Here is a 24,631-nt window from a genome sequence, read left to right on the forward strand (position 1 = left end):
TCCGCAGCATCATCATCCCCGCCGCTTCAAAGGGTCAGCAGATTGCCCTTTATCCCTATGGTAGGACGAGACGGAATTACTAAAACTGACTGGATCAGCGCTGCGTGGTGCGGCTGTCGTTCTCATTTCCCGCGACAAGGGTGATGCCATGAATCACGTCTACCGTTTGTGCTGGAATCGTTCATTGCGGCAATGGGTCGTGGCTTCGGAACTCGCGAGCCGACGCCCCGGCAAAGGCGGCGCGCGACTCGTCAAAGGCACACGCCGTCGCGTGGCGGACACGGTCGTATCGTGCGTGTCGTTCTTCTGGATCGGCGTGGCGTTTGCGGCGGGCGGCCCGACGGGCGGGCAGATCGTGGCGGGAACGGGATCGATCAGCCAGGCCGCCAACAACACGACTATCCAGCAGGGCAGCCGGACCTTACAGGTGAACTGGCAGAGCTTCGATGTGGGCGCTGCACAAACGGTGAACTTCGTGCAGCCGGGGCGCAGCTCGATTGCAGTCAACCGGATTCTCGGCAGCACGCCCAGCCAGATATTCGGACACCTGAACGCCAACGGGCAGGTCTGGCTCATCAATCCCAACGGCGTGCTGTTCGGGCCGTCGGCGCGCGTGAATGTCGGTGGCATCGTTGCGTCCACGCTCGATCTCGACACCAGCACGCTCGGCAACAACAACCGCGTATTTTCCGGCGACGGCAAAGGCTCCGTCGTCAATCAGGGGTCAATTGTCGCGGCCGAGGGCGGCTATGTTGCACTGCTCGGCAACCATGTCTCCAATCAGGGGCTCATCAGCGCCCGTCTCGGTACGATCGCGCTGGCCGCCGGGCGCGCCGCCACGCTCACCTTCGACGGCTCGCAACTCGTCCACATTCAGGTGGACGCGAGCACGCTCGACAACCTCGCGGAGAACCGTCAACTACTGGTGGCCGACGGCGGCCAGGTCATCATGACCGCCGGTGCGAAAGACTCGCTGCTCGCCAGCGCGGTCAACAACACCGGCAAAATCCGCGCCCAAACCGTGGAAGATCACGAAGGCAAGATCGTGCTGCTGGGCGGCATGACGGCGGGACAGGTCAACGTCGGCGGCACGCTCGACGCGAGCGCGCCGAACGGCGGCAACGGCGGGTCGATCGAGACCTCGGCGGCGCAATTCAACATCGCGCCGGACACGCACATCACGGCGGCGGCGCGCGCGGGCCGCGCGGGTACATGGCTCGTCGATCCGACCGACCTCACCATCGACGCCACCGCCGCGAACCAGATTTCGAGCACGCTCAACGGCGGCACGAACGTCGTCGAGCAAACCACGGCATCGGGCGCGACGGGCGCCGGCACGCAAACGCCGGGCGCGGGCGACATCACCGTCAATTCGGCAATCGGCTGGACCAACGCGGCCGCGAGCCTGACCTTGCAGGCGCTCAACGCCATCAACGTGAACGCACCGGTGAACGGCGCGGGCGGCGTGACCATGCAGGCCGGCACCGGCAACCTCACCATTGCCGCAGGTGCATCGGTGACGGGCGGCACGGGCGTGGTACTCGCCACCCAGGCCAGTTTCGTCAACAACGCGGGCAGCTCGGCGGTGAGCACGGGAACCGCCGCTCCGTGGCTGATCTATTCGGCCGATCCACGCCTCGACAGCACGGGCGGCCTGACGCCCTCGTTCATCCAGTACAACGCGGCGTATGGCACCACTCCCGCTGCGGGCGGCAACGGCTTCCTGTACAGCCTCGCGCCCGTCATCACGCTGACGGGACTGACCGGCAGCGTGACCAAGGTCTACGACGGCACCACCACCGCCAGCCTGAGCAATGCGAACCTGCAAACCACCGGGCTCGTGAACGGCGACGTCATTGCGAGTGCCACGGGCAGCTACTCGACCTCGAACGCCGGCACCGACATTCTCGTGAATTCGCCGACCACCTTCGCGGGCGTGGTCGTCACCAACTCGGCCGGCATCACGGCTTACGGCTATCAGGCGCGCGGTCAGGCGTCGGCCAACATCGGCACGATCACGCCGGCGCCGCTCACGGCGAGCATCGTCAACAATCCCACCAAGGTCTACGACGGCACGGTGTCGGCACCGCTCACCGCGAGCGACTACAGCTTCACGGGCTTCGTGGCGGGTCAGGGAGCGAGCGTGAATCAGGCCAGCTCCGTCAGCTACGCGAACGCCAATGCGGGCACCGGCATTCCGATCAACGCGGCCTTCACGTCGAGCAATTTCGTCGCGAACAGCGGCACGAATCTCGCCAACTACATCTTGCCCACCACGGCGACCGGCACCGGCGCCATCACACCCGCGCCGCTGCTCATCAGCGGACTCATCGCCGGCAACAAAGTCTACGACGGCACTCGCGCCGCCACGCTCGATGCGAGCAACGCCTCGCTCTTCGGTTTGGTCAGCGCCGACAGCGGACAGGTGACGCTGCAAAGCGGCGGCGCGTCGGGCAACTTCATTTCGCCCAACGTCGGCAACAACATCTCGGTAGTGCCGTCGGGCTTCACCTTGACGGGCGCCAAAGCCGGCAACTACGCCATCTCGTTACCCGCTTACCTCACGGCCAACATAACGCCGAAATCGGTGACGATCACCGGCATCACCGCAAACGACAAGGTCTACGACGCCACCACGACGGCGACGCTCAATCTCGGCAGCGCGACCGTTTCGGGCCTCGTGCCCGCGGACGCCGGCAACGTCACGCTCGCGACCGGCGCGGCCACCGGCGCCTTCAGCCAGTCCAACGTGGGCAATGCACTACCGGTTTCGGTGAGCGGCCTCACGCTCGGCGGGTCGGCGGCGGGCAACTACTCCGTGAGCGCGATTGGCGGCCTCGCCGCAAACATCACGCCCGCGCCGCTCACCATCACGTTCGTCGGCTCGCCCACCAAGGTGTACGACGGCAGCGCCAACGCGACCCTGAGCCAGTCGAACTACACCATCACGGGTTTCGTGGGCGGCCAGAGCGCGGAGATCGGCCAGAATTCGGCCTCGTATGCCACGCCGAACGCGGGCAACGGCATTACCGTCACCGCGGCGCTGAGGCCGTCGGATTTCGTGCCCGCCGCCGGCACGTCGATGTCGAACTACACCTTCCCGAGCGTCCTGACGACACCGACCGGCGTGATCACGCCCGCGCCGGTGGAAGTCAACATCGTCAACAACCCGACCAAGGTCTACGACGGCACGGCCACGGCTTCGCTCGGCGCCGACAATTATCAGGTGCTCGGCGCGATTCCCGGCGAATCGATCTCGCTGAATCCGTACCCGCCGACCGGCGCTTACGCGACACCGAATGTCGGCTATCAGGGCGTGAGTGCGACGCTCGGCATCGGCAATTTCCAGGCGGGCGCGAACACGCTGCTCAGCAACTACGCGCTGCCGGCCACGGCGACGGGCATGGGCACGATCGTCAAGCGGCCGATCAACGGCGACGTGACCGCGTCGATCACGAACAATCCGTCGAAGACATACGACGGCAACACGATCGCCACCATCGCCCCGGGCGATTTCACGTTCAGCGGCTTCGTCGGCACGGATAGCGCGACCGTGTCGCATCCGATCACCGGTCAGTACGCGTCGAAGAATGCCGGCTCGCAGGCCGTCACCGCCTCGCTGACACAACCCGATCTGACGCCAGGTCCCGGCACGAATCTGAACAACTACTCGTTCCCGATCGCGTCCTACGGCACCGGCACGATCCTGCCGGCGCAACTCGTCGTGACCATCATCGGCAATCCGTCGAAGGTCTATAACGGCGACAGCATCGCGCGCGTGGCCGGCAGCAACCTGCAGATCACCGGATTCGTGAGCGGCGAAGGCGCCAGCATCACGCCGAGCGCGCAATTCAATTACGCGCAGGCCAACGCGGGCAACTGGACCATCAGCGGGTCGCTCGTGCCGGGCAACTACGCGGCCAATAGCGGCACGCTGCTGACGAACTACCTGCTGCCGACGTCGGCGGCCGGTCCGGGCACGATCTCGCCCGCGCCGCTGTTCGTCCTCAACACGCACGCCAACAACAAGGTCTACGACACCACCACCGCCGACACGCTCGACGTGAGCAGCGCGTCGCTCGCGGGTGTCATTGCGTCCGACACCGGTCGCGTCACGCTCAACACGTCCACGACCGGCACGTTTGCGCAGTCGAATGCAGGCAATAACATTGCCGTGGCGGCAAACGGCTTCAGTATTTCCGGCAGCGCGGCGGGCAACTACGTCTTGCAGCCGATCGCGGGTCTGACCGCCAACATCACACCCGCACCGTTGATCGTGAGCGGCGCGGTGGCGAACAACAAACCCTACGACGGCACCACTGCGGCCACCATCAACAGCAGCAATGCAACGGTGTCCGGCGTGCTCGGCAGCGATAATGTCACGCTCGCGTCGGGCAGCGCGGCGGGGCAATTCTCGACGCCCAACGCGGGGACGAATCTGCAGGTGAGCGCGAGCGGCTTCACGCTCGCCGGCGCGCAGGCAGGCAATTATTCGGTGACGCAGCCATCGAATCTGTTCGCCGACATCACACCCGCGCCGCTCACGGTGTCGATCACCAGCAATCCCGTCAAGACCTATGACGGAACGAAATCGGTCGTACTCGGCGCCTCGGACTTCACAATTACGGGCTTTGTCGGCAACCAGAGCGCGACGGTCACGCAGACCGCCGCGAGCGGCTATCTCTCGCCGAATGTCGGCACCAACGTCGGCTTGAGCGCGACGCTCGAACCGTCGGACTATGCGGCGGCGCTCGGCACGAATCTGTCCAACTACAACCTGCCCACCCAGGCGACCGGCCCGCTCGGACAGATCACGCCGAAGGTGATCGACCTGACCGGCACGCGCGTCTACGACGCCACTACCAACGCCAACGCAAGCCTGTTCTCCAGCGCCGGACAGGTTGCCGGCGTGAACGGAGAAACGCTGAGCCTGACTGGAAGCGGCACGCTCTCTTCGAAAAACGTCGGGCGGCAAGTGCCGTTCTCGAACTTCGGCACACTGGCGCTCGGCAACGGCTCCGGACTCGCGAGCAACTACACGCTGGTGGGCGGCATCGACTGGGTCACGATCACGCCCGCCACGCTGACCGTCCTCAATACGATTGCGCTCGACAAGACCTACGACGGCACCACCGCCGCCACCTTGCAGAACGCATTGCTGAGCGGCGTGCTGGGCAGCGACAACGTCGCGCTCGGCAACGCGACGAGCGGCAACTTCAACAACAAGAACGTGGGCATCAACAAGCCGGTCACGACCAGCATGACCATTTCCGGCACGGACTCCGGCAACTACGTGCTCGCGCAGCCCACCGGCATTACCGCGGATATCACCGCGGCGTTCATCCGCGTGACGGCCTCGGGCATCGACAAGCAATACGACGGCACGACCGCCGCGCAGGTCAATCTCGCGAGCGGCGGGATCGTGGCCGGCGACAACGTGAAGTTTTCCGGCTACACGGCCAACTTCTCGCAGGCCAACGTGGGCAACAACCTGCCCGTCACGGTGGCGGGCATCGGCCTGAGCGGGGCCGACGCGGGCAACTACACGCTTATCAATTCGGCGGCCAACACCCAGGCAAATATCACGCCGCGCGTGCTGAGTCTGCAGGGCACGCGCGTCTACGACACCACGCCGAATGCCGACGCCAGCCTGTTCGCCACCAACGGTTCGATCAACGGCGTGAATGGCGAGTCGCTGTCGCTGAGCGGCACCGGCACGCTGCCCAGCAAGAACGTCGGTAATCAGGTCGCGCTGGCGAGCGTCGGTTCGCTCGCGCTCGCCGACGGCACCGGCGCCGCCAGCAACTACACGCTCACCGGCGGCAACGACTGGGTGACGGTGACGCCCGCCCCGCTGACCGTCACGGGCACGACGGCACACGACAAGCAGTACGACGGCAACACCAATGCGCAACTGACCGGCGCGACCTTGCGCGGCGTGCTCGGCGCCGACAACGTCACGCTCGGTTCGGATACGGTCGGACAGTTCAGCGACAAGAACGTTGGCAACGGCAAGCCGGTCACGACCAGCATGACCGTGTCCGGCACCGACGCAGGCAATTACATGCTGACGCAGCCCGCCGGTCTGACGGCCAGCATCACGGCCCTGCCGATCATCGTGGTGGACGCCACCGGCAGCAACAAGGTCTACGACGGCACGACCACCGCCACCGTTGCGCTGGCGAGCCCCAATGTCGTGGCAGGCGATAACGTGACCTTCAGCGACACCGCCGCCAATTTCGCCACCAGGAACGCCGGCACCAACATCAGCATCGCCGTGTCGGGGATCAGCGTCGGCGGAACCGATGCGGCCAATTACGTGTTGCAGAACACCACGGCCAGCACCAGCGCGGACATCACACCCTTCGTGCTGAGTCTGCAAGGCACGCGCGTCTACGACTCGACCACCAACGCGAACGCTACGCTGTTCGGCAATAACGGCGTGCTCAACGGCACGAACGGCGAAACGCTGACGCTGTCGGGCACCGGCACGCTCGCCAGCAAGGACGTCAACGTGGTGCAGCCATTTGCCGGCAACCGCGTGCTCGGCTACACGCTGGTGGGCAACAACGGCGCGATCGCCATGAACTACACCTTCGTCGGCGGCAATAACTGGGTCGACATTACGCCCGCCACGCTGTTCGTCACGGGCGCCGCCGTGAACACGAAGGTGTACGACGGCACCGCCGCCGCGACCTTGAGCGGCACCACGCTCACAGGCGTTTTCGCGGGCGACAACGTCGTGCTCGGCAACAACACCACCGGCACCTTCGCCGACAAGAACGTTGGCACGGGCAAGGCCGTCACGCCGTCGACGATGACCCTCAGCGGCAACGACGCCGGGGACTACGTGCTGACGCAACCCACCGGCCTCACGGGCAACATCACGCCGCTCGGCGTCACGGTGAGCGCAACGGCGCAGAACAAGACCTACGACGGCACCACCGCCGCCACGGCGGGTGTCACGGGCAACGGCGTGCTGACGGGCGACACCGTCAACTTCAGCTTTGCACCTGGCAACGCGAATTTCGCCACGCCGAATGCGGGCAACGGCATTCAGGTGACCGTGAGCGGGATTGCTGCAAGCGGCGCGGACGCGGGCAACTACAGCTTCAACAGCACGGCGACAACCGCCGCGAACATCCTGCCGTTCGTGCTGAATCTCACGGCAACGCGCACCTACGACGGCACCGCCGGCGCCAACGCGACCCTGTTCGGCAACAACGGCGTGCTGACCGGCACGAACGGCGAGACGCTGACCCTCTCCGGCAATGGAACGCTTGCCACGAAGAACGCGGGATCGCAGGTGCCGTTCGCGACCGGCGGCCTCAACGGCTTCACGCTCACCGGCAACAGTGGCGCGCTGCCCGCCAATTACACCTTCGTCGGCGGCACCGACTGGGTGACGATCAATCCGCTCGCGATCAACGTCAACGCAAGCGCAGAAAACCGCTACTACAACGGCACGACCGCCGCCACGGCCGCCATCAATACCACAGGCGTGCTGACAGGCGACGCGGTGAGCTTCGGCTTCAGCAACGCGAATTTCGCCACGCCGAACGCGGGCAACGGCATTCCGGTCACGGTGAGCGGCATCTCGGCGAGCGGCGCGGACGCGGCCAACTACACGTTCAACACCTCGGCGACGACCTCGGCCAACATCCTGCCTTACGTGCTGACGCTGCAAGGAACGCGCGTGTACGACGGCACCACCGGCGCCAACGCCACCCTGTTCGGCAACAACGGCGTGCTGAGCGGCACGAACGGCGAAACGCTGACGCTCTCGGGCAACGGCACGCTCGCCGGCAAGAACGTGAACCCGCAGCAGGCGTTTGCCGCCAACGGCATCTCGGGCTTCACGCTCAGCGGCAACAACGGCGCGCTGTCGAGCAATTACACGCTCGGCAACGGCGTCGGCGACTACGTCAGCATCATGCCGAGACCGCTGACGATCACCGCCGTCGGGCAGGACAAGATCTATGACGGCACCACGGCGGCGCAACTCAACAGCTTTACCGTGAACGGCCTCGTGGCGAGCGACAACGCGTCGGTGGGCTACACGTCGGCGAATTTCTCGACGCCGAATGTAGGCACGGCCATTCCGGTGACCGTGGGTCTGTACGGCAACGGCACGGACATCAGCAACTACACGTTCGGCAGCACGGTCGTGGTGACGAGCGCGGACATCACGCCACGCGCGTTGACGGTCTCGGCCAGCGCGCAGAACAAGACCTACGACGCCACCACCACGGCGCTCCTCAACGGCCTGACGGTGAGCGGCCTGGTCGCGGGCGACACGGCCAGTTTCACCGCCGGCAGCGCGAACTTCGCCACACCGAACGTGGGCAACGGCATCAGCGTCAACGTGGCGGGCATCACCGGCACGGGCAGCGCGCTCGCCAATTACACCTACAACAGCACGGCGCTGACGTCCGCCGACATTCTTCCGGCGGTGCTGAATCTGACCGGCAGCCGCGTGTACGACGGCACGAATCAAGCCAGTGCCAGCCTGTTCGGCAACGGCGGCCAGCTCACGGGCGTGGCGGGACAGACGCTCACACTTTCGGGCACGGGCACGCTCGCGACCCGCAACGCCGGTCCGCAACAACCGTTCGCGGCAGGCGGCCTGGCCGGCTACTCGCTGAGCGGCAACGGCGCGACGCTCGCGAGCAATTACACGCTTGCGGGCGGCGTCGACTGGGTCACGATTACGCCGCTCGCCGTCACCGTGACGGCGACGGGCGCGAACAAGGTCTACGACGGCACGCGCACGGCCTCCGTGGCGCTGGGTGCCAACGGCGTGCTGAGCGGCGACCATGTCGCGTTCAGCGCGCAGTCGGCGAATTTCGTTCAGCCCAACGTTGGCAGCAGCGTTCCGATTCTGGTGACAGGCATTGCGGGTAACGGCGCCGACGCAGGCAACTATTCGTTCAACACGGTCGCCACCACGTCCGCCGCCATCACGCCGTTCGTCCTCGATCTGACCGGCAACCGCACCTACGACGCCACCACCGGCGCCGCGGCGAGCCTGTTCGGCACGAAGGGCGTGCTGGCCGGCGTGAACGGCGAAACGCTCACGCTCTCCGGCAGCGGCACGCTCGCGACGAAGAACGTCGGCAACCAGATCGCGTTCGCGCCCGGCGGTCTCGGCGGCTATACGCTGACCGGCAACGGCGCCGCGCTCGCGGGCAATTACACGCTCGCCGGCGGCGTGGACTGGGTCACCGTCACGCCCGCGCAACTGACCGTGCTCGGCACGCAGACCACCAACCGGACCTTCGACGGCACGGTGCTCGATGCGCTGTCCGGCAACCGGCTCGCCGGCGTGCTGGGCAGCGACAACGTCACGCTCGGCAACGGCTCCGTGGGCTATTTCAACGATCCGAACGTCGGTATCAACAAGCCTGTGAAAACCGCCATGACGATCGACGGCACCGACGCGGGCAATTACGTGCTGGTGCAGCCGTCGGGCCTCACTGCCGACATCGTCGCGCCAATAGCACCGGTGCCGTCCGGCACGCTCGCCAACGTTCAGGCGCCGCTCGCGCCGGACGGTGTGCAGACGCCGTACGGCACCGCCTCGGACTCCGCACAGGGCCATTACGCCGGCAACCAGATGCAGTCCGACCGACCCGACCAGCGCAACGTGTCGCGGCCCGACTTTCATCCGGGTCTTGCGCTCACCGTGCTCGACGGCGGGGTTCATCTGCCCGCGCGCTGAAGCGGACGCATTCAAACCACGCCGCGCGCGACCAGCGCGGCCCACGACATCTTCGAACCGCAACCATGACCGAGATTCGCTCGAACCGTTTGCGCCAAACCCGAATCTGTCTCGCCCTCACCCTCGCTTTCACGGCAGCGGCCGCGCAAAGTCAGGTGCGGGCCCCCGCGCCCGCCAACGGCGGCAGCGGCCAGTTGCTTCAGCAGGTCCCGCAGCGTCCGCTCCAGCCGCCGCCGTCTAACCTCGACCTCACCATCCAGCCGCAGAACGCGGAGCCCGCGGACAACACCCGGACCTTTACGGTGCGCACCATCGAGATCACCGGCAATACGGAATTGCCCACCGAACTGCTGCATCAGGTGGTGGCGTCGAGCGAAGGCCGCGACCTCACCTTGAGCGATCTGAACGCGCTCGCCGGGCGCATCAGCGACGTGTATCACGAGCACGGCTTTCCGCTCGCCACGGCGTACGTGCCGGCGCAGACCATCGACAACGGCATCGTGCGTATCGACGTGGCCGAGGCGCGCTACGGCGCGATCGTGCTGAACAACGAGAGCACGGTGTCGAACCCGGTTCTGGACAGGACGCTCGCGGCGCTGCAGCCGGGGCAACCCGTCAGCGAATTCACGCTCGAACGCACCCTGTTGCTGCTACAGGACATTCCCGCCGCCCAGGTGAACTCGACCTTGCGTCCCGGCGACCAGGTCGGCACGTCCGATCTGCTGGTGGGCGTCACGCCCACGCCGCGCGTGACCGGCGACGCCGGCGTCGACAACTTCGGCGATCCGTACAGCGGACGCGTGCGCGGCAGCGGCAACCTGAACTTCAACAATCCGTTCGGTCAGGGCGACCTGCTCGACTTCAGCGCGCTGACCTCGGGCCACGGCATGACCTATGGACGCATGGACTACCGCTATTTGCTCAACGGACAGGGCACCACGCTCGGCGCGACCGTCTCGGCGCTCGACTATCACCTCGGCAACGATCTGTCCGATCTCGACGCGCACGGTTCGGCTTTCGTCGGCGGCGTGGTGCTCGCCCAGCCGCTGATCCGCAATACGCGCGGCAATCTCTACGGACAGGTGGAATACGACTTCAGACGCCTCAACGACAACATCGACATCATCGGTCTGCAGAACGACCGTCACTCGAATAGCGTGACCACCACGCTCGCCGGCGACGAACTCGATACGATGGGCGTGCTGAACGGACACCTGGCGCTGACTTACGGCGTGCTCGCCGCGAACAATCTGCAAACGGATATCGTCGATCAACTCGGCGCGGATACGGCGGGCCACTACGTCAAGCTCGCGCTCTCCTTCTCCCGGCTGCAACAACTCGCGCGCCACGACGCACTGTACTTCGGCTTTTCCGGGCAGATGGCGAGCAAGAACCTCGACACCTCGGAACAGTTCTATCTCGGCGGCCCGGACAGCGTGCGCGGCTACGACGTCGGCGTGCTGTCGGGTTCGCGCGGCTATCTCGCGACGTTCGAATACCGGCATGACATGACATTCCAGCAGGTTCCCGGTACGTGGCAGCTTTCGGCATTCGTGGACACCGGCTGGGTGCAGGAATACAAGAATACGTTCGTGCCGGGGCCGAACACGGGGCAATTGAGCAGCGCGGGGTTTGGCGTGCAGTGGAACGGCCCCTACAAGTTGCTCGTGACCGCCAGCGTCGCGTTCCCGTTCGGGCGCACGCCCGACATTCTCGGGACAAATGCGAATACGTCGGTGCATTGCTGGTTGCAGGCGCGGAAGTCGTTTTAGAGAGCGGGTTGGTACGTGGTTACGGGCGTTGGACGGTGAACGAGTCAAACCAACTTTATGCTTCGCGTATGGAGTGGCTGATTGTCCGCTACACGCGGGTGTGGCATGCTGGATTTCCGTTTTGACGAAGAACCAAACCTGTTCATGGCACAGCCATCCATGCACCATCATGCCGCAATGCGGCACCAGGACGCCAACGGGAGCGAGCCATGATGTGCCGCGCGATCATCACGACTGCGCTGATTGTCTGCACGCAGGCGTGCGCCGCCCAGCAACGGGTGACGAACGACGATATTGCCGCCACCCGCGCCGCCGACATCACGCGCACCTATGGTCTTTCAACAGACGCGACCGAGTGCCTGCTGTTCGATACCGCCGACAAGGGTGAATTTTTTCTGGTTCGAGTACGCGAGAATCATACGCAAGCGTGCGGTGGCGTGGCCGGCGTCTCGCCTACGCTGTTTTTTCTGAAAATGCGCAAGCGCGACGGCTACACCGTCACCACGGCGTACGACAGCGAGCACTACTTGCCGCTTAAACACCGGTAAGGCATTGAGGCGTGGCGTCGTCGGCACGTCCCTCGCCGCCCCGCACGGCATCATTCGTCCTGCGTCGAATCGTTGAACAGATCAAGAGTGCTGGAAAAGCGCTGCGCGGGCAGATCGCCATTGCGCACCCGCGCGACCAGATCCTGCGGCAGCCACGCCTCTTCCATTGCGTCGATACCGCCTTCGATCAACTGCTTGAGGAAGAACGACTGGCTCCGCCCCGTGGTTTCCACCAACAGTTTCAACCGCTGCTCGATCGCGGGCTCGACGCGTACCGCGATGACCTGTGACCTGTTCTCTGAATTTCTGCTCAACCTCTGCTCCTGACTGGAATTCCACGCCGCATGACGGCGATATCGCGCGGTGTTTTACCACAGAGTGAAGGGAGCGACGCTGTCTGGTATTGATTTTTTTCGAGCACGGAACGCGGTCCGCTCCGTCCACGAAGTAGAATCTGGGCCAGCGGAGACACCGCTTCTTTTTTTGTGGGGCGTCATAGGATGCTTCGCCTTGCTTCTGATCGGAGCGCCGTTGCTCCGAATTCTGACTACGCATCATTGAGCGCTCGCGGTTGCCATCAGCGAGACCGCGTACGCCGCGCCAATCGACCTTGCCCTACGTAGCAGGTTCATTTAAGCTCTGAGGCATGAACCCATTGACCATCAACTCGATTATTTGCGCCGCGCGAGTCTCGGCGGGATAGCCTATTGAGTTGACAATACGCAATCACAACCCGCCCAGAAGGCGGGTTTTTGCTTTCTGGGCCTAATCGGAGCGCCTGGAATGAATCATGAAGCTAACGTCGTTGCCTTCCATGAGCCGGCAGTTTTGCACATGGTCTGCGGGAAGATCGCTTCGGGCAAGTCCACACTGACGGCACGCCTCGCAGACGCGCCTCGCACGGTTCTGATCAGCGAGGACACATGGCTCGCCTGCCTTTACCCAAACGAAATCCATACGCTGACCGACTATGTAAGCCGCGCGGCACGCGTAAAAGCGGTCCTCACTGAGCACATCCGGACACTCCTGACAGCGGGCGTATCCGTGGTGCTGGACTTTCCGTTCAATACGGCCAACGCGCGTGCGTGGGGCCATTCGCTATTCCAGGCTGTCGGCTGCGGGCATCGTCTCCATTATCTGGACGTGAGTGACGATATCTGCAAAGCTCGTCTCATGGCGAGGAACCGATCGGGTACGCACCCGTTCGAGACGTCGGAAGAACAGTACGACCAAATCTCCCGCTATTTTGTCGCGCCGGGATCGGAGGAAGGATTCGACATCGTTGTTTATGGGGAGACTGGAGAGATACGGTTGTAGCGCGGGGCGTGACGTTTGGATGGCCACGCCCACCTACCCAGCAACACCCCGACGCAGCCGCTCGACCTCCGCTTCCAGCTCGCGAATACGCTCGTCGCGTTCCTCGAGCGCCGCCTCCACGTCCGCCGCTTCGAAGCGTTGCGGAATATGTTTCGGGCAATTAGCGTCCCACAGCGAAACGTCGAACACAATGGCTCGTTCGGCGCGGGCCCGATAACCCTCGGGCATCAGCGTGGCAATCAGTGCCGCATCTTCGCTAACGTGCGCTTCGCCCCAGATCTTGATGCGCCGGCGGCGCGCGTAGTCGATCAAAAACAGGAAGGCTTTCCGGTTATCGGCCAGGTTTCCTGTGGTGATGTACTGCTTGTTTCCAGAGAAGTCGGCGAATGCAATCCTCTTCTCGTTGATGACATGCAGAAACCCCGGCGGACCACCACGGTGCTGGATGTAGGGTTGGCCGTCTTCGTTCGCCGTCGAGAAAAACACACTCGTCTGCCGGCGAATAAACTCCGCGCTATCCGGTGTGATGAGCGTATGCCACGATCCTTCCTCTTCGAGCCGTGCGTACGCTTTGCGCGAACCGTAGCGTTCCTGTAGAGATTTGACGGAGGGCGTGAACACTACGTCACTGGGATATTTGAATGGCGAATCATGCATCTCGTCCTCCGTCATTCGTCGGACCTTGCCATGAACAAAAGCCGCCGATGCTCGTGACATCGGCGGCACTGACTGAGCACCCAGTATTACGCTTTTTGAGCGTGCACGACCGGGAAATCGATTTCCGTGTCGGCAACCGTGTTGACATAGTTCGTCCAGATGTTGAACGCCACGTTCAGCACGATTTCGATCACGGCAGCCTCGCTATAGCCGGCATCCTTGACCGCCTTCAGGTCAGCGTCCGACACGCGACCGCGGGCGTCCGTTACCTGTTTCGCGAATAGCACCGCAGCGGCGGCCTTGGGATCGTTCGAACCGCCGTTGCGGTTCGCGGTGATTTCACCGTCGTCGAGTTTCACGACGTTCTTGCCAAGGTACGTGTGGGCCGACAGGCAGTAATCGCAACCGTTGACTTCAGCCACGGCCAGCGCGATACGCTCACGGGTCTGTGCCGACAGTTCGCCCTTGCCGAGCGCGCCCATCAGGCTCAGATAGCCTTCGAGCGCCGCCGGGCTGTTGCCGACCATACGGAACAGGTTCGGCACGACGCCAAGTTGTTTGTTGACGGCTTCGAGCAACCCGTGCGATGCAGCGGGTGCGTCGGCAACAGTAGCGGGGGTATGGATACGGGACGACATGGTGACTTCTCCTTGAAAGGTGTTGCGGCGTGCAACTGGAAGCCATATTAAGTATTCCACGATTCAAAGAGAATCCGCTAATATCGGGAATCTTCCTTCCAAAAAATGAGAGGGCAATGGACCGACTCGACGCAATGTCCATCCTGATCGAGGTCGTCGATGCCGGCAGCCTGTCGGCCGCATCCCGCCGGCTGGATATCCCACTGGCAACGGTCAGCCGTAAGGTCGGCGACCTTGAAACGCATCTGAAAACGCGCTTGCTGAATCGAACCACACGTCAGCTTTCACTGACGGAAGCCGGCGCGGCCTATGTTGCGTCCTGTCGTCGTATTCTCGAAGAGGTCGGCGAGGCCGAACGCGCAGCAACCGGTGAATATGCGGCGCCACGGGGATACCTCGTGGTGACGGCGCCCATGGTGTTCGGACGGCTGCACGTCGCGCCGGTTCTGGCCGAATTCCTTGCGCACTATCCGCAAATCGACGCCCGCCTGTTCCTGACGGACCGGCACACGCACATGCTCGAAGAACATATCGACGTGGCCGTGCGGGTCGGTTCGCTGCCGGACAGCGCACTGATGGCGATGAACATCGGGCAGTTGCGTCTCGTGACCTGTGCGAGCCCCGCTTATCTCGCGAGCCGGGGTACGCCCAGGACGCCCGAAGATCTCACCCAGCATCCGTGCGTGGCCTTCGACGGACTCACCTCGACCCGCACCTGGGACTTCCATGTGGGGAAGAACGCGCGTGCCGTGCAAATCCGTCCGCGCCTCGTCACGAATACTGCGGAATCCGCCGTCGACAGCGCCGCGCTCGGAGTCGGCATCACGCGCGTGCTGTCGTACCAGGCGGCAGCGGCCGTACGCGAAGGAAGATTGCAATTGTTGCTGGAAGAATTCGAGCCCCCGCCGCTGCCGATCAGCCTGGTCCATACGGGACAATTGCCCGTACCGCTCAAGCTGAGAGCATTTCTGGACTTCGCCCGGCCGCGTCTGCAGGCCCGTCTGACCGGCTTCTGACGCTTCGCCGCGCGTATGGCGGCTACGTTGTCAGGCGAGGCGTACGACGCTCGCTGAACACGTTATCGCGCACTACCCGGCGCCGGTTCTGTCATTTTCTCGTAATGGTTGAGTCACTGCCTGGTCGGAGCGGCGCTCCTATACTTTGTTCACGCTGTTCCTCCTACTCGGCCCCGCTATGAGAATCCTGGTCATCGACGACGAAGCCAAAACTGGCGACTACCTCCGCAACGGATTGACCGAAGCGGGATACGTGGTCGACGTGGCCGTCAATGGAATCGACGGACTGCATCTCGCGCAGGAGATGCAATACGACCTGATCGTGCTCGACGTGATGATGCCGCAGATGGACGGCTGGACCGTCATGCAGAAGCTCGGCGCACGGCTCGATACACCCGTGCTGTTTCTGAGCGCACGCGGCACGCTCGAAGACCGGCTCAAGGGCCTCGATCTCGGCGCGGACGATTATCTCGTCAAGCCGTTTTCATTCGCCGAGTTGCTGGCGCGCGTGCGCATTATCCTGCGGCGCGGGCAACCGCAAAAGCAGGACATCGACATCATCGAGGCCGGCGACCTTCGCGTCGACGTTGCCAAACGACGTGTCGAGCGCGGCGGCACGCGCATTACGCTGACCAACAAGGAGTTCACGCTGCTGCAGTTCTTCATGCAGCATCAAGGTCAAGTGCTTCCACGTGCGCTGATCGCGTCGCGCGTGTGGGACATGAACTTCGACAGCGACAGCAATGTCGTCGATGTTGCCGTGCGCCGTCTGCGGCAAAAAATCGACGACCCATTTCCGCTGCGCCTGATCCATACCATCTACGGCGTGGGTTATCGATTCGAGTACGAAGCATGATGCGCCTCTCGCTCACCACGCGGCTGGCGTCGCTGTTCGCCTTGATCGCTTTCGTCGCGATGGCGATGGTCGGCTCGATCCTGTACCGGGAACTGGAAAAACAGTTGATCGTGCGCGACGACGGCGCGCTCGTCACGCGTGTCGATCAGCTTCGCACATTGATGACCGACGACAACGTCCGCGAATTGATTCACGACAAGCCGCATCTCTTTGCCAACATGCTGGGCAATCAGGAGTCGCTGCTGGTCGTAGGCGTGCCCGGCGAGACACCGCTTATGACCGTCAATCCGGGCAACCGGACAGTACCCGACGTCACGCCCGTCCCGGCAGACGCGCCGTTGACGCTCGACGCCGTTCATCATGTGCGTGCCGCGGATGGAACGCCGTTCATTTACGTTGCCACAGCCGTATCCGACAAGGGTGGACTGCATAACCTGCAAATCGTCTCCGGACGGCTTCTGAGCGAGCGTACGCAACTGCTCGAACAGTACCGGAACCGGATCATCCTTCTGGCGTCCGTGGCTGCACTGGTGGTGGCGCTGGTTGCATTCGGTCTTGCTCGGCGTGGGTTGCGTCCGTTGCGACTGCTTGCCGAACGCACCCAGGCCATCGGTATTTCGACGCTTTCCACACGCATCGAATCACATATGGCGCCGCCCGAACTCGACGCACTGATTGCGGGCTTCAACGGCATGCTCGATCGTCTCGACCGTGGATTCTCGCAACTCAAGCAGGTCACGAGCGACATGGCGCACGATCTGCGCACGCCGGTCACCAACCTGCTCGGGCAAACCGAAGTCGGCCTCAGCCAGCCGCGCGACAACGCGTATTACCAGCGCCTGCTCGGCTCGAATTTCGAAGAGCTGCAGAGAATGTCGACGATGATCGACAACATGTTGTTCCTCGCACGCACCGAACACGCAGACGTGGCCATCCAGTTCAAAGAGGTGTTGCTGGTCGACGAATTCGAGCGCATGCACGAATACTTCGAAGGCATCGCAGAAGAGCGCGACCTTACCCTCGCATGGCACGGCGATGGTGGCGTCACGGCCGACCCACTGTTGTTGCGACGGGCACTGGCCAATCTGCTCGCGAATGCCGTGCGTTTCGCAACGCCAGGAACGACCATTCAAATCGCCGGCGAACAAGGCTCCGATGACACGACGCTGTCTGTCGAAAACCGGGGCGTCGCGATCGAGCCGCACGATCTCGAACGGATCTTCGACCGTTTCTATCGGGTGGATACATCGCGTCATCTTTCGTCTGAATCGAACGGACTCGGTTTGTCGATCGTGCGCAGCATCATGACGCTGCACGGCGGACGCTGTCATGCCACCAGTAGTAACGGTGTCACGCGTTTTGTCCTGCGCTTTCCCCGCCATCAGTCGTCGAGCGCGCCTTCATAGTTCGCGCTTCACGGCGAGTACCTAACACAGTCATTCATTTTTTCCGACGCGACTGCCCCTTTCAGGCAGGGACCCGTCACGCCTGTCTTTCGCCTCAACCACTTAACCACGCAACCACTCAACGTCATCAAGGAAATCGAAATGAAGCGCAATATTCTCTGCAATACGCTCGCCGCCCTCTCGCTGAGCTTCGCGGCCCACGCAGCGTTGGCCCAGACAAACACATCGGCCGCGCCCGCTCCCGTTCACAATATCGTTCTGGTGCACGGTCTTTATGCCGACGGATCGAGCTGGGAGAAAGTCATTCCCTTGCTGCAGGCAAAAGGATTCCATGTGACATCGGTCCAGAATCCGACGACATCGCTCGACGCGGATGTCGACGCGGTCAAGCGTGCGCTTGCTCAACAGGACGGACCGACGCTGCTCGTTGCGCACTCGTACGGAGGCATGGTCATCAGCCAGGCGGGCGACGACCCGAAGGTCAGCGGACTGGTTTATATCGCCGCACGGGCGCCCGATGCCGGCGAGGACTATCCCGCGTTGACGCACAAATTCCCGGCGGCGCCGGCGGGAGCAGGATTGCAGTGGTCTGCGGATGGCTACGGCAAGTTATCCGAAAGTGCGTTCGTCAAGGACTTCGCGGGCGACTTGCCCGTCGCCGAAGCAGAAAAGTACTATGCAGTTCAGCAGCCGATGGGAAAGGCTATTACGACCGCTAAAACGACGGTCGCAGCATGGCATGACAAGCCGACCTGGTATGCCGTCTCGACTGAAGATCGCACGATCAATCCCGATCTCGAACGCTTCATGGCGAACCGCATGAAGGCGCACACAATCGAAATTCCGTCGAGCCATGTGTCGTTGATTTCGCATCCGCAGGAAGTCGCCAACCTCATCCTCGAGGCTGCGGGGCAACAGGCCAAATAGTCGTGGCTTGAGCGCTGCTATGTTTGCGAAGAGAGACCTGAGCGGCACAGTCGCCGCTTTTCCCTCTTCGCAGATATCCTTACTTTGTCGCTCTGGTTGTTTGACGCTTCGGTTCAGACGCCGGCCATGCTGCCATCGCCACTTCGACAATATCTTTCAACTCCGAATATGGCGTGCCGTCGTGAGACTGAATGCCGATGCTTTGCACGATAGCGAAGTAGAAGCGGCTCAAATTATCCACGTCGGTTGACCTGGGCAGTTCACCGTTAGCCACCGCAACCTCCAGCCGCTCGTGAATGATGTCGAGCCAGGCGCGCCGTGCGTTGCGAATCGCCGTCACCACGTCGGCGGGCATATCCTCGTCGACTGTCGCAAACGTGACCATGCAGCCGCCCGGGTGCGCCTCCTCGTTGGTCAGTTCCTTTGCCGTTGCGAGTAGCAATTCACGAATCGCTTCCCGGGCCGACGCCCGTTCCGCCAGATGCCGCCACAGCAGCGAGCGCGTCACCTGCATGTATAGATCGACTGCCTCGACGTAAAGCGCCTCTTTGCTCCCGAAGGCCGCGTAGAGACTCGGCATACCGATGCCCATGACGTCGCTCAGGTCTCGCAGCGACGTCGCGTGGAAGCCCTTGCGCCAGAACAGCAGCATTGCGCCAGTCAATGCCTTCTCCCGGTCGAACCCTCTTGGACGCCCTCGCAACATGATCCCGCTCCCTGCAAAAATATATCTGTAGTGTACGTTATAAAAATGCTTGACGCCAGGAATCCATCCGCCTATATTTAGAACGTTCGCTACAGAAATAGACGCGACAAGGGCTGCAGCAGATCGCAACCCATAAGCGGCACGAGGATCACCTCGAATTTCCAGCAGCGTCGCCTAACTTGCAGTGCTCATTTCGAAGGGAAATATCATGTCCAAGACAGTTCTCATCACCGGCACCTCCAACGGTTTCGGCAACGACATCGCCCGGACTCTGGCTGCGGCCGGCCACCGCGTTTTCGCCACCATGCGCGACGTCAACGGCCGCCATCGCGAAGCCGCGCAGGAACTCAATTCGCAGGGTATCGAAACGCTCGAACTCGACGTGACGGATGACGCAAGCGTCGACGCTGCGTTCAAGGCGCTGTTCGCCAGGACCGGCGGCACGATTGACGTCGTGATCAACAACGCCGGCGTCGCGGCCGGTGGAATTCAGGAAACCTTCACGCCCGAGCAGACCCGCGCGATGTTCGACGTCAACGTCTTCGGCATCCAGCGTGTGACGCGCGCCGCCCTGCCGAGCATGCACAAGGCCAAGGCTGGACTGATCATCAACATCGGCTCGATTCTCGGCCGTGTCACGCTGCCGTTCTTCGCGTTGTATGGCGCATCCAAACATGCCGTCGAAGCCGTCACGGAAGGCTATCGCTATGAACTGTCGCAGCAGGGCATCGACGTCGTGCTGGTTCAGCCCGGTCCGTATCCGACCAGGCTTTACACGGCCATCCAGAAGCCCGCGGATATCGGTCGCGCGGAGAGCTACGGCGATCTCGTCAAACTTCAGACGGGTTTCGAGGAGTTTCTGGGCGGTCTGTTCAGTTCGGAAGGCGCGCCCGATCCGCATGACATCGCCAAGGCCCTCGTCGATCTGATCGCGCAGCCCAATGGTCAACGCCCGAACCGCGTCACGGTGGGTCTCGATTTTGGCGCTATCGCAGCAAACACCGCCATTCAACCGATTCAGGCCAAGCTCGTCGCCGACATCGGCATGGCGCATCTCGACACGCTCAAGGTCAACTAAGTCAGCATCGCAATCCCGTTTCCCACCGGGCTTCAACGAGAAGTTCCGGTGGTCGATTGCGGCCGGTCGTCATCTCTAGCAATGTGCGACCGGCCGTCACGAATCTGCATGATCGTGCGCATCCACTCTTCGCGCACCGAGCCGACATCCCTTAGATTTCCTACCACTCTCGGCATCGCACTGGCTTATTTGTTAGTGACCCAACAGATGCCACACCCTGGCACGTGCGCTAATCGAACGATGCGCCAGCCGACGGCCGTTTGCGTTGTAGCGGCTTTTCGTTATAGCAGCTCACAGCCTTAGCGGCAGGCTTTTGCGTTGCCCCATGATTAATGGCCGCGTGTAATATATGGTCGAAATCGAGCGGTAATGAACGTCACGGATAACGGACGTCTATCCATTCTTTAGCATTGATAACACGTGCCTGCGGCAGCGACTCAGGACCCACTCTACCTCACACTCTTTAGTCTACTTTTTCGTTCTACAAATCGACCAATCCAGTGCTCGCCAATACCGTGTCATTTTTCTGATCTAAAAGCATTGCATGTGTGGTGGGTTGACGCGGCTCCCGGATCTTGCGCAATGTAGTCCGCCGGGGCGGCCACCAGAAATACAACCGACCTCGAAAAATACACCTTCAGACTGGAGGCAAGGCGCCAAGTGGCAAAACTGAACTATCACCACGCGGAACTACTTTTCCACGTTCTTCAGGCAAGGACGTTGACCGATGCGGCGGGGGCGCTGCGCATCTCCCAGCCGTCAGTCACCAAACAGTTGCGCCTACTCGAAAGTCAGCTTGGCGTACAGCTATTCAAAAAAGAAGGACGACGGCTCGTGCCAACAACCGAAGCCATTTTGTTGGCGGACGAAGTGGGACGAACCAAAGCAAGCCTGGCGTCACTCAACGCGCTTGCCGGAAGCCTCAAGAGCGGCCTTGAAGAAAAGTTGATCGTGTGCGTGATCCCCACGCTGGCCCAAATTCTCATTCCGACCGTCATCAACGAATTCAGGGAGAGCTATCCGGGCATCCACGTTGACGTGAAAGTTGAGAATTCCTGGCGGACGATGGATCTTGCCGAGGTACAACAAATCGACATTGGCCTGTGTCACCCGTTCAGGGAGATGCATGAGGTAGAAGAGACCGTGCTGATCAAATCGGAAATGGTGTGCGTGGTCAGACGCGATCACGCTCTTGCCGGAAAATCGGCAATAGCACTTTCCGAGCTACGCGGAAATCCGATCGTCAATGTCGAAGTCACCAATGACCCAACCTCGGTGGTGAAACATGCGATCACGACCGCCGGACTCGATCGTGACGTTGTCTGCACCGTTACCACGGCAACGCTGGCTTGCGAGATTGCGCTGAGTACGGAAGTCGTAGCTATCGTCGATAGATTGACGGCCGCCGCCTTTCACGCTCACGGCGTTGTCACCATTCCATTGCCGGAACTCCCGCCAAGACGCATCTCGCTGCTGCGGCCGAAACACCGCCCGTCTAGCGTATTTGCAGACAGCTTCGTGCGTGTGGTGAACGCGCGAGTCAGTTCGCTCGCTGGAATTGCGAGCTAGTTAGCGTCTCAGTCCTGCACCACTTCGGTGACGACTTTCTTTTCATCCTTGAATTGATAAACGGTCACCGTCGGACGAGCAAGGTCACCGCGGGCATCGAACGAGATACTGCCCGTCACGCCATCGAATTTCGTTGCAGGCATGGCCGCCAGGATCTTTGCCCGATCCGTCGAACCCGCACGCTTCATAGCGTCGACGATGACATACACGGCGTCGTAAGCGAAGGGAGCGTAGGCATTGATCGTCATATTGAACCGGCTGAAGTACCGTTTCTCGAAGTCCGTACCGCGAGGCATGCGCGCGAGCGGCGGCCCGACCTCCGAACACACCAGGTTGACAATCGCGTTACCCGCTAGCGAAATCATCTTGTCGGTGCAAGCGCCGTCTCCAGCGAGTATGGGCGCGGCAATTCCCAGATTCGCCGCCTGCTTCACGAGAGGCCCTGCGGTTGCGTCTGACCCGCCGTACATGATGGCGTCCGGACGAAAGCCCTTGACTCTCGTCAGAATTCCGCGGAAATCGGTGGCCTTGTCGGTCGTGGCCTCATGCCCGACAATCATTCCGCCGTTTGCCGCTATAGCTTCGGAAAACGCGTTAGCAAGGCCCTGGCCGTACGCCGTCGAATCGTCGATCACAGCCAGCCGCCTTGCACGCAGCGAGTGTAAGGCGTATCGCGCCAATGCCGGACCCTGCATGGCATCAGTCGCCACTAGACGGTAAGTGGTCTTGAACCCCTGCAGAGTGTAGACAGGGTTGGTCGTAGCGGGACTTAGCTGGACCACGCCGGCTTCACTGTAAATTCTCGACGCGGGAATGGACACGCCGGAATTGATGTGACCAACCACCGCAACTACCCCGTCTTCCACCAACTTCTGAGCTACCACCGTTCCCGTACGAGGATCGGCGGCATCATCCTGAGATTCCATTTGCAGCGTGACCGGCTTCGCGCCGATTACCAGATGTTGGGCATTGATTTCGTCAATGGCCATGCGCGCGGCGTTCTCGCTATCTTTCCCGATGGCCGCTAGCTGGCCAGTCAGCGGCACAGCCACACCGATCAAAACAGCGGTATCGGACGCTGCACTCGCACATAGCGGCACGCAAACTGCACCCAATACCAAAGCCTTGAAGACACGAAGCGGATTGCAAGGAACAGCTTGCATGGAGTGCCTCCGGTACGGTTGCGCGATTTTGGTTTTTCGTCGAAACGAGCAGCGGGCACTTGCCAAGCGTTGCCGCTGCCTATCAGAATTTATTCGATGATTTGCCCACTCGCAAGACATGGCTTAGCAGGAGGGCCGCCATGGGCGAACTCAAGGCGCGGCACAGTCAATGCTTTCCTAGCTCAGATCAGAAAACAAGTTGCATGCCATCTTTGATCGCTTTTAGTAATTCACCGCGCCACGACTTGCTAACGGACAGATGAATTCGCCTCGTTTAAAGCGGGCATCTCCGGGTGCGTGAATGACGCAGCCTCGAGTTTGAGCGCACGGACGAACGCCTCGCCAAAGCCGCTTGACGGGCGATGCTTGGGCCGAAGCAGAGAAATGTTTCTGCTCTCGAGTTCCGGCAACTCGAAGACAGCCAAACCTCGCGAGCGATACGAAGCGGCGGTCAAACTGTCGACCAGAGCGACGACTCCCGTCCGCAACACGATCTCGCAGGCCAGCGTAGATGTCGACACATGGCAAAACACGTCGCGATCCAGTCGGCAAGCTTCTACCGCATTCTGCACGGCAACACTCGAGCTATAGACTTCCACCATGACGACCGGCCGCCCTCGCAAGTCCGGCAGGCCTACATGCGGAGCCGTCGTGATGACGTCGTCGCGCCTCGCCACGCAGACAATCCCCATCTTTAGAAGCGCGGTATCCTCGACCTGGCGTAACTCCCTGAAAGGTCGGCAAATTCCAATGTCTATTTGCTGCGTCTCGACGAGGTCCAATATCCTCCACGAGTTCTCAACTTTCACTTCGATGTTGATACTCGGATAGGTTCGCCGGAACTCCTGAATGGTTCCGGGCAGGAGGACATGCGCAAGCGCAGGAATTGCGCAGATCTTGAGTGAGCCCGCCACACCAGACTTTATTCGCGCCGCAAGTTCATTGAGCGAAGCAAGGCTCGCACGTGTGCGCTCCACTTCATCGACCAGAAGCAATGCTTCTGCGGTCGGTACAAGCCGCCTTCCTTCCTTCTTGAACAGCCGGATTTCGAGGTCATCTTCCAGCCACTTGAGTTGCTTGGTGACGGACGGCTGTGAAATATGCAGCGCCTGTGCGGCATCAGTTAATGTGCGGGAGCGCAGGACGTGGAAAAGCAGCTCCGCGTGATGATAGTTAAGGCCCGTTACGCGACTCAAGCGACCTCCCGCTTGTTGAAGTTATACGTCTGATGAAAACAATGTGTTGCTCAATTTCATT

At 62.0% G+C, this 24,631-nt stretch carries 16 protein-coding genes; 10 read left to right on the forward strand and 6 right to left on the reverse strand.

Going from position 1 to position 24,631, the window contains the following annotated elements; translation table 11 throughout:
* The first annotated feature begins 148 nt into the window (after window positions 1–148).
* From P3T18_RS01705 to P3T18_RS01715, 3 genes are all read left to right on the forward strand, one after another.
* Window positions 149–9,721 carry a YDG domain-containing protein gene (locus tag P3T18_RS01705; RefSeq protein WP_429298176.1) on the forward strand — a complete coding sequence of 3,191 codons (9,573 nt, stop codon included), beginning with the start codon at window positions 149–151 and terminating at the stop codon, window positions 9,719–9,721.
* Between the two features lie 65 nt (window positions 9,722–9,786).
* Complete coding sequence (locus P3T18_RS01710) at window positions 9,787–11,493, forward strand: ShlB/FhaC/HecB family hemolysin secretion/activation protein (protein ID WP_429298177.1); 1,707 nt, start codon at window positions 9,787–9,789, stop codon at window positions 11,491–11,493.
* Window positions 11,494–11,702: 209 nt separating this feature from the next.
* Complete coding sequence (locus tag P3T18_RS01715) at window positions 11,703–12,041, forward strand: hypothetical protein (protein WP_429298178.1); 339 nt, start codon at window positions 11,703–11,705, stop codon at window positions 12,039–12,041.
* A gap of 50 nt (window positions 12,042–12,091) precedes the next feature.
* Here the strand turns inward: P3T18_RS01715 and P3T18_RS01720 are convergent, their stop codons facing one another.
* Window positions 12,092–12,355, reverse strand: a complete 264-nt coding sequence (locus tag P3T18_RS01720) for a hypothetical protein (protein WP_429298179.1) — start codon at window positions 12,353–12,355, stop codon at window positions 12,092–12,094.
* Window positions 12,356–12,824: 469 nt separating this feature from the next.
* Here P3T18_RS01720 and P3T18_RS01725 point away from each other — a divergent pair, with 469 nt between their 5' ends.
* On the forward strand, window positions 12,825–13,358 hold the full coding sequence (locus P3T18_RS01725; RefSeq protein WP_429298180.1) for an AAA family ATPase: 534 nt from the start codon (window positions 12,825–12,827) through the stop codon (window positions 13,356–13,358).
* Between the two features lie 33 nt (window positions 13,359–13,391).
* On the opposite strand, the gene P3T18_RS01730 is transcribed toward P3T18_RS01725, so the two are convergent.
* Window positions 13,392–14,030: a pyridoxamine 5'-phosphate oxidase family protein gene (locus P3T18_RS01730; protein WP_429298181.1), complete on the reverse strand. Its 639-nt coding sequence runs from the start codon at window positions 14,028–14,030 to the stop codon at window positions 13,392–13,394.
* A gap of 71 nt (window positions 14,031–14,101) precedes the next feature.
* Window positions 14,102–14,653, reverse strand: coding sequence for a carboxymuconolactone decarboxylase family protein (locus P3T18_RS01735; protein WP_429298182.1), 552 nt, complete (start codon window positions 14,651–14,653; stop codon window positions 14,102–14,104).
* Between the two features lie 116 nt (window positions 14,654–14,769).
* On the opposite strand from P3T18_RS01735, the gene P3T18_RS01740 reads away from it, so the two are divergent.
* The 4 genes from P3T18_RS01740 (at window position 14,770) to P3T18_RS01755 (ending at window position 18,858) form a co-directional block, all read left to right on the forward strand.
* Window positions 14,770–15,669 (forward strand): LysR family transcriptional regulator, encoded by a 900-nt coding sequence (locus P3T18_RS01740; protein WP_429298183.1) that lies wholly within the window; start codon window positions 14,770–14,772, stop codon window positions 15,667–15,669.
* 178 nt (window positions 15,670–15,847) lie between these two features.
* Window positions 15,848–16,525 carry a heavy metal response regulator transcription factor gene (locus P3T18_RS01745; protein WP_429298184.1) on the forward strand — a complete coding sequence of 226 codons (678 nt, stop codon included), beginning with the start codon at window positions 15,848–15,850 and terminating at the stop codon, window positions 16,523–16,525.
* Window positions 16,522–17,931, forward strand: a complete 1,410-nt coding sequence (locus P3T18_RS01750) for a heavy metal sensor histidine kinase (RefSeq protein WP_429298185.1) — start codon at window positions 16,522–16,524, stop codon at window positions 17,929–17,931. Before P3T18_RS01745 ends, P3T18_RS01750 begins: the two co-directional genes overlap by 4 nt.
* Before the next feature lie 141 nt (window positions 17,932–18,072).
* Window positions 18,073–18,858 (forward strand): alpha/beta hydrolase, encoded by a 786-nt coding sequence (locus P3T18_RS01755; protein ID WP_429298186.1) that lies wholly within the window; start codon window positions 18,073–18,075, stop codon window positions 18,856–18,858.
* A gap of 79 nt (window positions 18,859–18,937) precedes the next feature.
* Here the strand turns inward: P3T18_RS01755 and P3T18_RS01760 are convergent, their stop codons facing one another.
* Window positions 18,938–19,510, reverse strand: coding sequence for a TetR/AcrR family transcriptional regulator (locus P3T18_RS01760; RefSeq protein ID WP_429298187.1), 573 nt, complete (start codon window positions 19,508–19,510; stop codon window positions 18,938–18,940).
* A gap of 262 nt (window positions 19,511–19,772) precedes the next feature.
* On the opposite strand from P3T18_RS01760, the gene P3T18_RS01765 reads away from it, so the two are divergent.
* Both P3T18_RS01765 and P3T18_RS01770 read left to right on the forward strand, forming a co-directional pair.
* The gene (locus P3T18_RS01765; RefSeq protein WP_429298188.1) at window positions 19,773–20,642 is read left to right on the forward strand and encodes an SDR family oxidoreductase; all 870 of its coding nucleotides are present in this window, start codon (window positions 19,773–19,775) and stop codon (window positions 20,640–20,642) included.
* A 660-nt stretch (window positions 20,643–21,302) separates the two neighbouring features.
* A complete protein-coding gene (locus tag P3T18_RS01770; RefSeq protein ID WP_429298189.1) occupies window positions 21,303–22,211 on the forward strand; it encodes a LysR substrate-binding domain-containing protein in 909 nt (302 codons plus the stop codon).
* Between the two features lie 8 nt (window positions 22,212–22,219).
* On the opposite strand, the gene P3T18_RS01775 is transcribed toward P3T18_RS01770, so the two are convergent.
* Both P3T18_RS01775 and P3T18_RS01780 read right to left on the reverse strand, forming a co-directional pair.
* Entirely contained in the window at window positions 22,220–23,374 is a 1,155-nt protein-coding gene (locus tag P3T18_RS01775; protein ID WP_429298190.1) for a branched-chain amino acid ABC transporter substrate-binding protein, read from the reverse strand.
* A gap of 248 nt (window positions 23,375–23,622) precedes the next feature.
* Window positions 23,623–24,570: a LysR family transcriptional regulator gene (locus P3T18_RS01780; protein ID WP_429298191.1), complete on the reverse strand. Its 948-nt coding sequence runs from the start codon at window positions 24,568–24,570 to the stop codon at window positions 23,623–23,625.
* Window positions 24,571–24,631: the final 61 nt, after the last annotated feature.

Origin of the sequence: Paraburkholderia sp. GAS199, from assembly GCF_050436585.1 — a bacterium.
Taxonomy (GTDB): domain Bacteria; phylum Pseudomonadota; class Gammaproteobacteria; order Burkholderiales; family Burkholderiaceae; genus Paraburkholderia.

Bases quoted from the DNA above. Each gene is read 5' to 3' on its own strand.
- P3T18_RS01705 (WP_429298176.1), top strand. From the start codon at position 149: ATGAATCACGTCTACCGTTTGTGCTGGAATCGTTCATTGCGGCAATGG.
- P3T18_RS01710 (WP_429298177.1), top strand. From the start codon at position 9,787: ATGACCGAGATTCGCTCGAACCGTTTGCGCCAAACCCGAATCTGTCTC.
- P3T18_RS01715 (WP_429298178.1), top strand. From the start codon at position 11,703: ATGATGTGCCGCGCGATCATCACGACTGCGCTGATTGTCTGCACGCAG.
- P3T18_RS01725 (WP_429298180.1), top strand. From the start codon at position 12,825: ATGAATCATGAAGCTAACGTCGTTGCCTTCCATGAGCCGGCAGTTTTG.
- P3T18_RS01730 (WP_429298181.1), bottom strand. From the start codon at position 14,030: ATGACGGAGGACGAGATGCATGATTCGCCATTCAAATATCCCAGTGAC.
- P3T18_RS01735 (WP_429298182.1), bottom strand. From the start codon at position 14,653: ATGTCGTCCCGTATCCATACCCCCGCTACTGTTGCCGACGCACCCGCT.
- P3T18_RS01740 (WP_429298183.1), top strand. From the start codon at position 14,770: ATGGACCGACTCGACGCAATGTCCATCCTGATCGAGGTCGTCGATGCC.
- P3T18_RS01745 (WP_429298184.1), top strand. From the start codon at position 15,848: ATGAGAATCCTGGTCATCGACGACGAAGCCAAAACTGGCGACTACCTC.
- P3T18_RS01750 (WP_429298185.1), top strand. From the start codon at position 16,522: ATGATGCGCCTCTCGCTCACCACGCGGCTGGCGTCGCTGTTCGCCTTG.
- P3T18_RS01755 (WP_429298186.1), top strand. From the start codon at position 18,073: ATGAAGCGCAATATTCTCTGCAATACGCTCGCCGCCCTCTCGCTGAGC.
- P3T18_RS01760 (WP_429298187.1), bottom strand. From the start codon at position 19,510: ATGCTGCTGTTCTGGCGCAAGGGCTTCCACGCGACGTCGCTGCGAGAC.
- P3T18_RS01765 (WP_429298188.1), top strand. From the start codon at position 19,773: ATGTCCAAGACAGTTCTCATCACCGGCACCTCCAACGGTTTCGGCAAC.
- P3T18_RS01775 (WP_429298190.1), bottom strand. From the start codon at position 23,374: ATGCAAGCTGTTCCTTGCAATCCGCTTCGTGTCTTCAAGGCTTTGGTA.